Raw genomic sequence first — 14,130 nt, forward strand, 5'->3', positions numbered from 1 at the left:
TCGAATCAGGAGGCTTGGTCATGCCGTTCGCTCGCACCATCCTTGCCGTCGCGTTGAGCGCGATGGCTATCGCCGGCTGTGCGCGTCATCCCCTCTTGCAGTCGGCAAACCGCGCCGCCGAGGAGAACGACGTGCCGCTTCTGGCCTTCACGGGATCCGATATCGCAGGCGCCCGGCGCATCGCCGGACCCTATTTCGGCGACCGCCGAACGGCACTGACCGGCCGAACGATCGTCGTCGACGACATCGAGGACATTGCGCTTCAAGACCACGAGGTCGTCCTCACCTTCGACGACGGTCCGATGCCCGGCAAGACCCCGAAGATTCTCGATGCCCTGGACGCGCACGGCGTGAAGGCGACATTTCTGATGGTCGGAGAAATGGCGCGCTACCATCCCGATCTCGTCCGCCAGGTGGCCGCGCACGGCCACACGATCGGCACCCATACCGAACATCATGCCAATCTCGCCGCGATGAGCCTGGAGCGGTCGATGCAGGAGATCGAACAGGGGCGGAAAAGCGTCGCCGCCGCCCTGGTTCCGCTTCGTGCCCAGCCGGCCCCATTCTTCCGGTTTCCCTATCTCGCCGACACGCCGGCGCTCCGGCGAACCCTGGCGGCCAAGGGCGTCGTCGTGATCGATCCCGACATCGATTCCAAGGATTACTTCGTCAGCAGTCCTGCGGCGGTCAAGGAGCGGGCCCTGGCGCGCCTGGAGGCCAAAGGCCGCGGCGTCATCCTGATGCACGACATTCATCAGCGCACGGCCGCGATGCTGCCTGCCTTTCTCGATGCGCTTCAGGCGCGCGGCTACAAGGTGGTGACCCTGGTCCCCGGCGCCCCCCTCGATCCGCGGCGCCTGCTCCTGTCCGCACGCCGATCCGGCAGCGAGGCGGCTGGAAGCTAGGTTTCGGCCAGGTCCCTCCATTTCGAAAGGGTGTCGATCCGGATCAGGCCTTGTCGCCCAACAGCGTGACCGCGACGGCGGGAGCCGCCAGACAGACCGCGTCACGCAGCTCGGCCGAGCAGTCCATCAAGTCGCCGAAATCGACGATGCCGCGCTCCAGCCGCGCTGCCAGACGGCGCAGCACCGGCCGGCCGACGCCGGCCACCACGATCGGCGCGTCCTTGCTCACGTCGCATCTCGACAGGACCAGGAGCACCGCATCGTGGATATGGCGGAGCTGAGCCTCGGCGAAGGCAGCGGCCAGCGACATCCAGGCCGTGTCCGAAGCGTCGCCGACATCCATGCCGATCATGCGGGCAAGCCGGGCGCGCGAGGCCTCGATCGCTTCGAGCGCCTCGTCGGCATCCCGATCCTCGTCGACCTCGAAAGACCCCAGCAGCCGCTGGACATCTTCCATGGTGGCAAAGCCCTCGGCCAGCACGGGCGTCGGCCGGCCGCCGAAGGGCACGGTATCGGCGACCGCCATCAGCGGCGTGCGCATGTAGCCTTGAGGCACGAGTTCGCCCGAGACCAGCCGTTCCGTCTCCGTATAGCCGGCCGCCCGGAGGCTCCCTTCGGCAATCGGCACGATGTCAGTGTTCGACGACCCCATGTCGATGAAGAGAGCGGCTTCCATCGCCTCGGCGGCCAGGTTGGCGCTGGCGTGCCAGCTGGCGGAGGCGATGTCCTCGCCCTGATCGCCGATCGAACGGCCGGTGATCCAACCCGAGCGCCCGGCATAGAGATACAAATTGTCGCCCAGGCGGGTATGCAGCACCTGGCTCAGCCGCTCCACCCCCTCCTTGCGGTCGGAAAAGCTGTCCGCCGTCTCGCCGGTCATCGTCACCGTATGGCGGTCGACGGCGCCGGCATCCTCCAAAATCGCTTCGAGTGCCTCCTCCAGCGGCGTCAGATCCCGGCCCACGGGGGTCGGCTTCTGCCAGATCTTCACGACGCGGCCATCATTGGCGAGCGCCGCTCTCACATGCGCCCCGCCGACATCCCATCCCAACGTTCTCGCCATCGTCCTTACCGACTTGCATGGCCGTGCGATCGCACCGATCGACTGACCGAATGACGGCGACTATACGGAAATTGAACTTCTCTGTCGCGACCGGGTGTATCGATCTGGAATCGACGATCCGAAGCGGGGCGGCGGCGTCGCTCGCGCGAATGGATCCGAGCCGAACCGAAGCTTATCGCAGCGGATGCCGGGCATCCGATACGGTCCCAATCTTTTCAAATCACGGCTTGGTTCTAGGTTTCCTCATGCCGGCCATGGTGGCCGCCGCGCCCGACGCCCGATGCACAGGAGTGATGCTATGCGCACCGTGCTGACCTTGCCTTTGTTGCTGATGCTCGCCGGGCCGCTCGACGCGGCGGATCTGATCCAGACCGCCGACCTCGACCAGATCGCCAACATGGCGCGCGGCTATGGCTCCGCGACCGTGACCAGCGGCGAGGACGCCTATGTGCGGGGCCGGATCGACGGCACTCTCTACGCCATCTTTCCGGAAGACTGCGACGACGGCGCGTGCAAGAGCGTGCGCTTCTACGCCGCGTGGAGCGACGTCTCGGTCGACCCGGAGACGATCAATGCCTGGAATCGGGAACGCCGCTTCAGCAAGGCCTATATCGACGAAGCCGGCGATCCGGTCCTGGAGATGGACGTCAATCTGCGCTACGGCGTCACCATCGCCAGTTTCGACGACTCGCTGGACTGGTGGTCGATCGGCCTGGGCGCCTTCGTGACCGAGGTCCTGGCGTCCGAGGGCAACAGCGATCAAGGCGACGACGTGCATCTGCTTGACCTCTAGCGCGCTGAAAGATCCCCTAGCAGAGCCGCTGCAGCGGGCCCGGGGCACCGCGCGGGCGGCGGTTCGTCTCGTTGGGGAAACCACCCGGATCGACAGGCTGTATCAGGCCGGCTGCCTGAAACTGCGTTTCCCGCGCCTGCCTCAGGCCGCTGCCGAGGCGGTGCTGATCAACACCTCCGGCGGACTGACCGGCGGCGACCGCCTGAACCAGGCGTTCGAGGCGGCCGAAGGCACCAGCCTCGCCATCACGACGCAGGCCTGCGAGCGCGTCTATCGCGCCGCGGCCGACCGCGCCGAGGTCGCCACCACGGCTTCGGTCGCGTCGAACGCCTCCCTTGCCTGGCTGCCGCAGGAAACCATCCTGTTCGACGGCGGTCGCCTCGCGCGCAAATTGGAGGTCCACTGCGCCGGTTCGAGCCGGCTTCTCCTGGTCGAAAGCATCATCCTGGGCCGCGAGACCATGGGCGAAGTGGTCCGTTCCGGCCTCATCGCGGATCGTTGGCGGATCACGAGGGACGGCCGCCTCGTCTTTGCCGACGACCTTCGGCTCGAAGGCGATATCGCATCGCTGGCGGCGCGGGGCGCGACATTGGCTGGCGCGCGAGCCTTCGCGACGGTGCTCTATCAGGACGACGGCGGCGCCGAGAGGCTCGACGAGATCCGCGCCGTCGTCGGAGAGGCCGGCGCCGCCAGCGCCTTTTCCGGCCTGATCGTGGTCCGGCTGACTGCCGCGAGCGGCTTTCGGCTGCGAAAGAGGCTCATGCCGCTGCTTTCGACCCTGGCGAAGGACGCCCTTCCACGGGTATGGTCGAGCTGAGCTGAAACCGAAGGATCGACCGCCATGCAGCTGACGCCCCGCGAAAAGGACAAACTTCTCGTCGCCATGGCGGCCGAGGTGGCGCGCAAGCGGCTCGCGCGCGGCGTCAAGCTCAACCATCCCGAGGCCATCGCCCTAATCACCGATTTCGTCGTCGAGGGCGCGCGAGACGGACGTCCCGTCGCCGACCTGATGGAGGCCGGCGCCCATGTGATCGGCCGCGATCAGGTCATGGAGGGCATCGCCGAGATGATCCACGACGTCCAGGTGGAAGCGACCTTTCCCGACGGCACCAAGCTCGTCACCGTGCACGAACCGATCCGGTAGCGCCCGACGCGGCTCGATCGGCTCGTCGCACGCGGCGGCCGGGCGGGCAATCTGTCCGGGTCGCGAAGCCCTTACGCTTCGACCGGCCCGACGCCCGGACCGGCGATCGAGGCGAAAACCTGCGGGGCGATGCCCGTGGCCGCCTGATAGCGCTCCGTCAGCCTAGACGCGAAGGCGTCCACCGCGTCGGCCGCAACCAGGCTGACCGTGCAGCCGCCGAACCCGCCGCCGGTCATGCGCGAGCCATAGACGCCCGGTTCGCCGAGCGCCAGGTCGACCATAATGTCGATTTCCCTGCAGCTGATCTCGTAGTCGTCGCGCATCGAGACGTGCGACTGCTTCATCAATTCGCCGAACGCCGCGGCATTGCCGGCGCCGAGGGCCTCGGCGGCCGCCAGAACCCGGGCGTTCTCGGTGACGACATGACGGCACCGCCGATAGGTGAGCTCGGGCAGGAGGTCGCGATGCGTCTCCAGCATCGCCTCCGTCACGTCGCGCAGCGCGGAAATGCCGCCGAGCGCCGGCTTCAGGAGCTCGACGCCGCGCTCGCATTCCTGACGGCGCAGATTGTATTCGCCGGTCGAATGCTGGTGGTGGACCATGGAGTTGCAGATCACCACCCGCGCCTCGTCCGGCAGCGGCACTGGCCGATAGTCGAGGCTGCGACAGTCGATCAGCAGCGCGTGGCCGGCCTCGCCGCAGCATGAGATGAACTGATCCATGATACCGCAGCGCGTGCCGACGAACTCGTTTTCCGCCTTCTGGCAGAGCTGCGCCAGCCGCGGCAATGCGATCGACTGGCCGGAGGCCTGAAGCAGCGCGTAGCCGACCGAGACCTCGAGCGCGGCGGACGAACTCAGACCCGAACCCGTCGGCACGGTGCTGTCGATCGAAAGATCGCCGCCGGCGAGACGATAGCCCTCCCGCTCCAGCATGATGGCGACGCCGCGAACGTAGTCGGTCCAGTCGTGACGGGGTTGCGGATCGGCTTCGTCGAGATCGAACGAGAAGGATGCGCCGCCCATCGCCGTTTCGACCTGGACCTGCCGATCGGCCCGCTTGTCGATGGCGACCGTCGTCGCCAGGTCCAGCGCCACCGGCAGAACGAACCCGTCATTGTAGTCGGTGTGCTCGCCGATCAGATTGACGCGGCCAGGAGCGAAATAGGAATGGCTCATAGGGGTCTCGGCAATGAATGGAATGCGGCGGCGGGCGCTCGCGACAATGGCGGGGACCGGGAAAGCCGGCCAAACGGACGGTTGGCGGCGTATCGCCCTCCGCGGCACGCCAGGCACGGCAACAGATCGCACGGATGTGGGCCAATCGCCAAGCGGATGCAACACGAATTGTAACGGCCGCCGGCGTCTTGCGCTGTTTTGCCGTACTCGCCGGCTTTCTGCCGAACGAGGTAGGGAACACCGCGCCGGAGCTTTCAGCCAAGCGGCTTCAGGAGGAGGAAGCAACCTCCGCAGCCGCCGACATTGCCGTGTCGATCAGGGCGTTGGCGATCGTCATGCGCCGATTTGCGATGTCCCGTAGGCCTGGGCCGACACGGTCGGGATGGTTGGTGGCCGCGAACTGGCGACGCAGCCGGCGCAACTCACCGATCGAAAGCCGGTCGAGCGGTCCGAGTTCGAGGGCGATCTGATCCGGGTCGGTGCTCGGCGGTGCGGGCTCGGCCCACGGGCGGCCGTTGTTGGCATAGTCCTGGCGAGCCGTCTGCGGGCCGGCCGGAATCGGGCCGGGCTGCAGGCCGCTCAACGCCTGAAAGAAGCTGTCGGACGGCCGCCGGAAAAGAGCATCGTCGGCCACCTCTTCACATCCCGAATGCCAGACCTGTTCGAGGATGTCCCCGAAGTCCAGACCACCGAGCCTCTCTTGACGCAGAACCATCGAACCGGCCGCCGTTGACAACGGCTTCGAGCATGCCCGAGCGTGGTGAATCCTGGGTTAAAGCTGACCTGAGGCTGGATCGAAACTGGATTTTCCCGCCCTATCGATGACTGGAGAGGCGTCAGCGCGAACGCCAGCAGCGCCTCAGCGCCAGGGAACCGGGTTCAGGGCATTCGCGAGAGCGTCGAGAAATCGGCCGGTCCGCGCCGCCCGTGCCTGGTGCCCGGATCCGAGGAGCGCGATGACCGGTGCATCCGGCAGCGGATGATCCCGAAGAATCCTGACCAGCCGCCCGGCCCGCAGATCGTCTGCCACATCCCATTCGGAGCGGACGATGATGCCGCGGCCGGCGAGCGCCCAGGTTCGCACGACCTCGCCATCATTGCTCGCCAGATGCGGTTGAATCCGAATTCTGACGTCCGGCCCACCGCCCAGCGTCCCGAACCGCCACAAGGTCACGTCCTCGTCGTTCTCACGCAGGGCGATGCAGGAGTGGGCCTGCAGATCCTGCGGAGCCACGGGCGTGCCGAACGCCTTCAGATAGGATGGTGCCGCGCAGACCAGGCGGGCGTTGCTCGCAAGGGTGCGCATGATGAGGCTCGGCGTGGCGTTTCGCGGCTCGTCGACCTGAACCGCCAGATCCCAGCTGCTCGACGGGACGCCGGCAAGGCGGTCCGACAACGTCAGATCGATTTTGACGTGCGGATGCTCCTCTTGGAAGGACGCCGCGATGGGCGCGACGTACCGGCGCCCGAAGCCGAGCGGCGCGATGATGCGCAAATGCCCCGTCACCTGACCCCGGCGTTCCGCGAGCGCCTCGTCCAACTCGCTCAGCGCGATCAGAACGGCGCGTCCGCGCTCGGCAAGCAGCTCCCCCTCATCGGTCAGCGTCGGCCGGCGTCCCTTCCGATCGATCAGGTGCGTGCCCAGGCGGCCTTCGAGCGCATGCAGCCGCTGGGTCACCGCCGGCGCCGAGACGTTAAGCGCGCGTGCCGCCGCCGCCAGGGACGAGGCGTTGGCGACGGCGATGAAGAAGCGAAGATCGTCCGGCGAGAGCATTAAGTTTGACCTTAATGCACCAATTAGCAATCGTTAATGGTCAATCGACCCATGCGGTGTTTTTCTGCGGGCAATCGACAGAAAGGATCGCCGTGGCCTCCTCCGCCTTGAAGCCCGCCAACCAGCCGATGTCCGCGGCGCTGGATTCGGATGCCGTCCAGACGCCCTGCCTGCTTCTCGATGAAGGCCGGGTTCGCGCCAACGTCGAAGCCATGCGGTCGCGTCTGAGGCGTCTCGGCGTGTCCTTCCGCCCGCATCTCAAAACCGCCAAATCGATCGACGTCGCACGCATCGCCATGGAGACGCCGCGGGGACCGGCAATGGTCTCCACCCTCAAGGAAGCCGAATATTTTGCCGAGGGCGGCGTGGTCGACATGGTCTACGGCGTCGGCATCGCACCGGGCAAGCTCGACCGCGTATCGACCCTTCGCTCGCGCGGCGTCGATCTTGCCATCGTCCTCGACAGCGTCGAACAGGCCGACGCCGTCGCCGCGCATAGTGTCCGCTCCGGCGACGCGCTTGCCGTCTTCATCGAGGTCGATGCCGACGGCCACCGCTCCGGTGTCGGCGCCGATGATGCGGACACGCTCCTGGCGATCGGCCATCGCCTGCTCGCAGGCGGGGCGGAGTTGCGCGGTGTCCTCGTCCATGCCGGAGAGAGCTACGCGCTGGATGACCCCGAAGACATCGCCGCGGCCGCCGAACACGAGCGCCTGGCGGCGGTGACCGCCGCACAGACGCTTCGGTCGGCAGGGCTATCTTGCCCGGTCGTCAGCGTCGGATCGACGCCGACAGCGCGGTATGCGCGCGATCTGACCGGCGTGACCGAGGTTCGTGCCGGCGTCTTCATGGTCGGCGACCTCTATCAAGCTGGTGTCGGCGCGGTCGCGATCGACGACATCGCGCTGTCGGTTCTCGCCACCGTCATAGGCCATCAGCGGGCCAAGGGTTGGATCATCGTCGACGGCGGCTGGATGGCGATGTCACGCGACCGTGGCACGGCCAAGCAGGCGATCGATCAGGGCTACGGTCTGGTCTGTGACCTGGCCGGCCGTCCCTATCCGGACCTCATCCTCGCCGATACCAGCCAGGAGCACGGCATCGTCGCCGTGCGGCCGGGCTCGCAAGCCGTCCTGCCCGAACTGCCGGTGGGCGCGCGTGTCCGGATCCTGCCGAACCACGCCTGCGCCACGGCGGCTCAGCACAACCGATACCACGTGCTCGATGGCGACGGCCGGATCCATGCGGTCTGGCCACGGATCAACGGATGGTGAGATCGACGATGACAGATGGGATCGAACGGATCGGCACGCCGGACGCGCCGGCTCCCGCGGGGCACTATTCCCAGGCAACGGCCTGGCGCGACCTCGTCTTCGTCTCCGGGCAGCTTCCGTCGCTGCCGGACGGGACCCGGTTGGCCGACAAACCGTTCGAGGATCAGGCCCGGCAGGCGCTGGCCAATGTCTTCGCCATTCTAAAGGCCGCCGGCAGCGGGCCCGAGCATGTCCTGCGGGTCACCGCCTATATCGTCGGCGTCGAGAACTGGCCCGCCTTCAACGCGACCTATGCGGCGGCTTTCGGCGATGCGAGGCCGGCTCGGACGATCGTTCCCGTTCCCGAGCTCCACTTCGGCTGTCAGGTCGAACTCGAAGCGATCGCCGTTCGCGGTCGCGGCGAAGGCTGAGGCGAAGGACACCGCCTCGCCGACCGGGGCTCTTTCCTTTGGGCTGTGGCTTTGTCCAGGGTGCGGGACGCCTCCGTACTCGGCCTCACCCGGCCCTTGTCCGTGGCCGCACGGGGCGACCACACATCCATCGATCGCGGAGGACTTCATGAACACGCCGAAAGCTGTCGTCTTCGACCTGCTCACCGCCCTGCTCGACAGTTGGTCGGTTTGGAACGCGGCCGCCGGGAGCGACGAGGACGGCCGCCGCTGGCGCGCCCGTTACCTCGAACTGACCTATGGCTGTGGCGCTTACCGGCCCTATGAAACGCTCGTGGCCGAGGCGGCACGGGACGCTGGCCTTCGACCCGATGCCCCGGCTGCACTGCGTGAAAGCTGGAATACGCTCCAGCCCTGGCCCGAAGCGCCTGGAACGCTCCGCCGACTGAAGGCGCACGGCCTCCTGCTGGGTGTGGCCACCAACTGTTCGATCGAACTGGGTCGCCAGGCGGCAGCCCGCTGTGGCGTTCCCTTCGATGCCGTCGTCACGTCGGAAGAGGCCGGCTACTACAAGCCGCGACCCGAGCCCTATCGGGCGGTTCTCGCCGCCCTGGGGGTCGGACCCGAAGAGACCGTCTTCGTCGCGGGAAGCAGCGCCGACGTGCCCGGTGCCGCAAACGTCGGCATGCGGGTCGTATGGCATAACCGGGTGGGGCTCCCGGCGCGGGGAGGACCGGCGCCACTTCGCGAAGGCCGCAGCCTCGACGCGGCGTTGGAGGGAATCGTTTGATCGCGGCGCACGGTCGCCGGGGTTGAAGATATCCCGCCGCCTTGCCTCTGATGCCCTGAGCCGCGCCTTTGAAAGCCTACGGTTCCGAACCTCCATCCCCGAGGGCCCCGGAGGAAATCCTGCCGGGTGCGGGGGCGCTCCACGAATCGAAAAGCCCGCGGAACAGCTGTCCCGCGGGCTTTCTTATCGAACGACCGGCCCGAATGATGGGCCGGACGGATCCTATTCGGCGTCGTCCTGGCGGCCCCGCAGCGCGGCGCCCAGGATGTCGCCCAGCGAAGCGCCGGCGTCGGTCGAGCCGTACTGCTGCACGGCCTCCTTCTCCTCGGCGATCTGCAGCGCCTTGATGGAGACGCCGATGCGGTGCGCCTTCTTGTCGAACTGGGTGACGCGCGCGTCCACCTTCTGACCGACGGAGAAGCGCTCGGGGCGCTGTTCGTCGCGGTCGCGGGCGAGATCGGCGCGGCGGATGAAGCTCGTGAGATCCGTGTCGGCGATGTTGACCTCGAGGCCACCATCCTTGATCGCGGTCACCTCGCAGGTGACGACCGAGCCACGACGGATTTCGCCGCCCTCGGCCGCATTGACGAACGGATCGCCCGCCACCTGCTTCATGCCGAGCGAGATGCGCTCCTTGTCGACGTCGACGTCGAGCACCTGGGCCTTGACGAGGTCGCCCTTGTTGAACTCCTCGATCACCTGCTCGCCCGGACGGTTCCAGTCGAGGTCGGAAAGATGGACCATGCCGTCCACGTCGCCTTCGAGACCGATGAACAGGCCGAATTCGGTCTTGTTCTTGACCTCGCCCTCGATGACGGTGCCAACAGGATGCGCGTCGCGGAAGGCTTCCCACGGGTTCTGCAGGGTTTGCTTGAGACCCAGCGAGATGCGGCGCTTGACCGGATCGACCTCGAGCACGACCACCTCGACCTCCTGGGAGGTCGACAGGATCTTACCCGGATGGACGTTCTTCTTGGTCCAGCTCATCTCCGAGACGTGGATCAGGCCCTCGATGCCCGGCTCCAGCTCGACGAACGCACCGTAGTCGGTGATGTTGGTGACGCGGCCGGTGACCTTGACGCCCATCGGGTACTTGACGCCGATGCCGTCCCAAGGATCCGCCTCGAGCTGCTTCATGCCCAGCGAGATGCGGTGCGTTTCCTGGTTGATGCGGACGATCTGCACTTTCACCGTCTGGCCGATCTGCAGGATCTCGGTCGGATGGTTGACGCGGCGCCACGCCATGTCGGTCACGTGCAGCAGGCCGTCGATGCCGCCGAGGTCGACGAACGCACCGTAATCGGTAATGTTCTTGACCACGCCCTCGACCACCTGACCCTCTTCGAGGTTCTGGACGATCTCGGAACGCTGCTCGGCCCGGCTCTCTTCGAGGACGGTACGGCGGGACACGACGATGTTGCCGCGGCGCTTGTCCATCTTGAGGATCTGGAACGGCTGCGGCGTGTTCATCAGCGGCGTCACGTCGCGGATCGGACGGATGTCGACCTGGCTGCGCGGCAGGAAGGCCACGGCGCCGTCGAGATCGACGGTGAAGCCACCCTTGACCTGGTTGAAGATCTGACCCTCGACCTTCTCACCGGCGTTGAACTTCTCTTCGAGCTTGACCCAGCTCTCCTCGCGGCGCGCCTTGTCGCGCGACAGCACGGCCTCACCCAGCGCATTCTCGATGCGCTCGACATAGATCTCGACGGTGTCGCCGACGTTCAGCTCGCCATCCTTGCCCTTGGCGCCGAATTCCTTCAGCGGCACCCGGCCCTCGACCTTCAGACCGGCGTCAATGACGGCCATGTCCTTCTCGATGGCGACAACCGTTCCCTTGACGACGGAGCCCTCGGCAACGTCATGGTCCTGGAACGACGCCTCGAGCATCGCCGCGAAATCTTCGCGCGAAGGACTGGCGTCGCGCGATTGCGTTACATTCGACATTCTTTCTCCTTGGATGTCCGGCCGCTTCGGCCGGACTGCGCCAAACTTGGGTTCGTGTTCATCGACGCATCGCGGGCGATCCAGCCCGCGGGCCGTGACGGCTCAAGCGGGCGCGAAAGGGGTTTGGCTTCAGCCTCGGCCTCTCGTTTGGCGCGGCGGACCGGCCGGATGCAGGGTTACAACTCCTCATCGAACATGGGGACGGTCGCTTTCGACAGCCACATCTCCATGCCAGAAAAGGGCGCGCCCTGATGCCAGGACCGCCCTCATGCCTCATTTTTCCTCGGCTAGCGACGATCGATCAGGTCGCAGGCCGCACGAAACGCAGCTTCTATATCCATTTCGCTGGTATCGAGCAAGTGCGCATCGGCCGCGGGCTTGAGCGGCGAGTCGGCGCGGCCCATGTCGCGCTCGTCGCGACGCCGCAAGTCCGCCAGCACGTCGTCCAGGCTGGCGTCGCCGCCGGCCGCGGCGATTTCGGCGTGGCGGCGAGTGGCCCGAGCCTCTGCGCTCGCCGTCACATAGAGCTTCACCGAGGCGTCCGGCAGCACCACCGTGCCGATGTCACGGCCATCGAGCACCGCGCCGCGGCCGGTCCCGGCAAACTGCCTTTGCGCCTCGACCAGAGCGCTCCGCACTCCCGGCATCACCGCCACCTTGGAGGCTGCCTCGCCGATGAGGTGATCCGAGAGCACCCGGGGATCGAGGGCCGCCAGATCCAGCACCCGCGCCGCACGCACCGCCGCCGCCTCGTCGTCCAGCGAGGCGCCGGCGTCGAGCAGCGCCTTGGCCACGGCCCGATAGGTCAGTCCGGTGTCGAGATGATCGAGATCGTAAGCCGCAGCGATGCGCCGGGCGAGCGTTCCCTTGCCCGATGCGGCGGGTCCGTCGATGGCGATGGTGAGCGGTTGGGTCATGATGCTGTCTCGGTTGGTGGCTCGCCCGGCTTCGGCTCCTTGGCAGGCTCGATGTCTATGATGCCCATGCCGTCGAGCACAAGCGCAATGACCAGGCCGACATTGCCCATGACGAAGGGGACCGACACGAAGAACAGGGCGAGCAGCACGGCGCCACCGGCCAGAACCAGCCAGATCAGAACGTCGGCGAGCCCATGACCGGTGTAGAAGTCGATCTGCTGGTCCGACGCGCTGAAGACCGGCTGCCAATTCTGCAGGAAGGCCATGGTCATCGCGGCGGCCACGACACCCGCCGAAACCAGCGCCAACGCGATTTCGACGGCACGACTTCGTCCGGCGATCAGCCTGCGCTTGACCTTGGCGGCCTTACGGATGGCATAGACGACGGCCAGCGGGGTGAACAGAAGGAGCGCCACGCCGAGGGGACTGAAGAGAAGCCGGAACCCAAAGACCGCCGTGGCAAAAAACGCACTCATCCCCTCGCGTTCGGCCGTTCGAGATGGACGCCCAGGCCGCGCATGAGCGGTTCGAACTGTGGGAAGCTGGTGGCGATCATGCGGCTGTCGTCGACCGTCACGGCACGCTCGGTGGCCATGCCGAGGACGAGAAAGCTCATGGCGATGCGATGGTCGAGATGGGTTTCCACCAGTCCGCCGCCCAGCCCCTTGCCGTCGGGGCGCCCCGTCACCTTGAGCCAGTCGCGGCCCGCTTCATGCGCGACGCCGTTCGCGGCAAGGCCGGCCGCCACGGCCGCCAGGCGATCCGACTCCTTGACCCGAAGCTCTTCGAGACCCTGCATCAGCGTCTCCCCCTCGGCGAAGGCCGCGGCCACCGCCAACACGGGATATTCGTCGATCATCGACGGAGCCCGCTCCGGCGGAACGGCCACACCCTTCAGCGACGAGTGCCGCACGCGCAGATCGGCAACCTCCTCGCCGCCGGCCATCCGCCGGTTGCCGATCTCGATCGAGGCGCCCATCTCCAGCAGCGTTTCGATCAGTCCGGTACGCGTCTGGTTCATCAGCGCGTTTTCGATGGTCACGTCGGAACCCGGCACCACGAGCGCGGCGACCAGCGGAAAAGCGGCCGAGGACGGGTCGCCCGGCACGACGAAATCGGCGACGCCGATCAGCGCGCCCTGGCCGGTGAGGCGAATGTGGCGCGCGCCTTCGGCGTCGATTTCGACCTCGATCTCGGCGCCGAAACCTTCCAGCATCCGCTCGGTGTGGTCGCGTGTCGGCACCGGCTCGACCACCGTCGTGACACCCGGCGCATTCAGACCGGCGAGCAGGACGGCCGACTTCACCTGCGCCGACGGCATCGGCACCCGGTAGGTGATCGGCGCGGCGACGCGCGGTCCGTGGATCGACAGCGGCATCCGATCGCCCGAGCGCGCGACGACCTGGCAGCCCATCAGCCGCAGGGGATCGAGCACCCGGCCCATCGGCCGTTTCGACAGAGAGGCGTCGCCGATGAAGGTAGCCCCGAAATCATAGGTGCCGACGAGGCCCATGGTCAGCCGCGAACCGGTGCCCGCATTGCCGAAGTCGAGCGGCGCTTCCGGTTCGAGCAGGCAGCCATTGCCGACACCATCGACGACGAACGCTTCGCCGTCGCGCCGAATCACCGCGCCCATGGCCCGCATGGCGGCGCCGGTCGCCAGCACGTCCTCGCCCTCGAGCAGGCCGGTGATGCAAGTCCGGCCCGCAGCGAGGCCGCCGAACAACAGCGCGCGATGGGAGATCGACTTGTCGCCGGGCACCCGCGCAATGCCGTTGAGCGCGCCTGCCCGGCGCGCGCGAATCGGCGTCGGTGCCGAAAGCTCTCGCGTCATGATTTCTCCTGCTCTGTGCCGGGCGGCCACCGGAAAGCCGGGTCGACGCGGGTGTCGTCGGCGCTCCATAGCGGCGCCGTTTCCGGCGTAATCGGCGCGCGTTCGTTATCATGCGGAAACGC

The 14,130-nt window shown here is 67.0% G+C and carries 15 protein-coding genes; 7 read left to right on the forward strand and 8 right to left on the reverse strand.

The features are described from left to right. The first annotated feature begins 20 nt into the window (after positions 1-20). Positions 21-905 carry a polysaccharide deacetylase family protein gene (locus tag SMD10_RS06240; RefSeq protein WP_331684802.1) on the forward strand — a complete coding sequence of 295 codons (885 nt, stop codon included), beginning with the start codon at positions 21-23 and terminating at the stop codon, positions 903-905. 43 nt (positions 906-948) lie between these two features. Here the strand turns inward: SMD10_RS06240 and SMD10_RS06245 are convergent, their stop codons facing one another. Beyond that, positions 949-1,968 (reverse strand): hydantoinase/oxoprolinase family protein, encoded by a 1,020-nt coding sequence (locus SMD10_RS06245; RefSeq protein WP_331684803.1) that lies wholly within the window; start codon positions 1,966-1,968, stop codon positions 949-951. A 298-nt stretch (positions 1,969-2,266) separates the two neighbouring features. Between SMD10_RS06245 and SMD10_RS06250 the strand changes: the two genes are divergently transcribed. From SMD10_RS06250 to SMD10_RS06260, 3 genes are read left to right on the forward strand one after another with little or no spacing between them, the layout of a single operon-like run. After that, positions 2,267-2,761: a YbjN domain-containing protein gene (locus SMD10_RS06250; protein WP_331684805.1), complete on the forward strand. Its 495-nt coding sequence runs from the start codon at positions 2,267-2,269 to the stop codon at positions 2,759-2,761. Beyond that, on the forward strand, positions 2,751-3,578 hold the full coding sequence (locus tag SMD10_RS06255; RefSeq protein WP_331684806.1) for an urease accessory protein UreD: 828 nt from the start codon (positions 2,751-2,753) through the stop codon (positions 3,576-3,578). The genes SMD10_RS06250 and SMD10_RS06255 overlap by 11 nt, the downstream gene beginning before the upstream one ends. Positions 3,579-3,602: 24 nt before the next feature. Beyond that, positions 3,603-3,905: an urease subunit gamma gene (locus tag SMD10_RS06260; protein ID WP_331684807.1), complete on the forward strand. Its 303-nt coding sequence runs from the start codon at positions 3,603-3,605 to the stop codon at positions 3,903-3,905. Positions 3,906-3,976: 71 nt separating this feature from the next. Here SMD10_RS06260 and galK read toward each other — a convergent pair whose 3' ends face one another. From galK to SMD10_RS06275, 3 genes are all read right to left on the reverse strand, one after another. Next, entirely contained in the window at positions 3,977-5,083 is a 1,107-nt protein-coding gene (gene galK / locus SMD10_RS06265) for a galactokinase (RefSeq protein ID WP_331684808.1), read from the reverse strand. A gap of 268 nt (positions 5,084-5,351) precedes the next feature. Further along, complete coding sequence (locus tag SMD10_RS06270; RefSeq protein WP_331684809.1) at positions 5,352-5,798, reverse strand: hypothetical protein; 447 nt, start codon at positions 5,796-5,798, stop codon at positions 5,352-5,354. 144 nt (positions 5,799-5,942) lie between these two features. Next, complete coding sequence (locus SMD10_RS06275; protein WP_331684810.1) at positions 5,943-6,857, reverse strand: LysR substrate-binding domain-containing protein; 915 nt, start codon at positions 6,855-6,857, stop codon at positions 5,943-5,945. Positions 6,858-6,985: 128 nt separating this feature from the next. Between SMD10_RS06275 and SMD10_RS06280 the strand changes: the two genes are divergently transcribed. From SMD10_RS06280 to SMD10_RS06290, 3 genes are all read left to right on the forward strand, one after another. Then, positions 6,986-8,131, forward strand: coding sequence for a DSD1 family PLP-dependent enzyme (locus tag SMD10_RS06280; RefSeq protein WP_331684914.1), 1,146 nt, complete (start codon positions 6,986-6,988; stop codon positions 8,129-8,131). Positions 8,132-8,139: 8 nt separating this feature from the next. Continuing rightward, positions 8,140-8,541: a RidA family protein gene (locus SMD10_RS06285; protein WP_331684811.1), complete on the forward strand. Its 402-nt coding sequence runs from the start codon at positions 8,140-8,142 to the stop codon at positions 8,539-8,541. Between the two features lie 148 nt (positions 8,542-8,689). Next, positions 8,690-9,310, forward strand: a complete 621-nt coding sequence (locus tag SMD10_RS06290; RefSeq protein WP_331684812.1) for an HAD family hydrolase — start codon at positions 8,690-8,692, stop codon at positions 9,308-9,310. A 222-nt stretch (positions 9,311-9,532) separates the two neighbouring features. On the opposite strand, the gene rpsA is transcribed toward SMD10_RS06290, so the two are convergent. From rpsA to aroA, 4 genes are all read right to left on the reverse strand, one after another. Then, a complete protein-coding gene (rpsA, locus tag SMD10_RS06295) occupies positions 9,533-11,257 on the reverse strand; it encodes a 30S ribosomal protein S1 (RefSeq protein WP_331684813.1) in 1,725 nt (574 codons plus the stop codon). Positions 11,258-11,544: 287 nt separating this feature from the next. Further along, the gene (gene cmk, locus SMD10_RS06300) at positions 11,545-12,174 is read right to left on the reverse strand and encodes a (d)CMP kinase (RefSeq protein ID WP_331684814.1); all 630 of its coding nucleotides are present in this window, start codon (positions 12,172-12,174) and stop codon (positions 11,545-11,547) included. Then, a complete protein-coding gene (locus SMD10_RS06305) occupies positions 12,171-12,650 on the reverse strand; it encodes a hypothetical protein (protein ID WP_331684815.1) in 480 nt (159 codons plus the stop codon). Before SMD10_RS06305 ends, cmk begins: the two co-directional genes overlap by 4 nt. Further along, positions 12,647-14,008, reverse strand: a complete 1,362-nt coding sequence (gene aroA, locus SMD10_RS06310) for a 3-phosphoshikimate 1-carboxyvinyltransferase (protein WP_331684816.1) — start codon at positions 14,006-14,008, stop codon at positions 12,647-12,649. Before aroA ends, SMD10_RS06305 begins: the two co-directional genes overlap by 4 nt. Positions 14,009-14,130 lie beyond the last annotated feature (122 nt).

Source organism: Consotaella aegiceratis (assembly GCF_036541425.1).
GTDB classification, from domain to species: Bacteria; Pseudomonadota; Alphaproteobacteria; order Rhizobiales; family Rhizobiaceae; genus Consotaella; species Consotaella aegiceratis.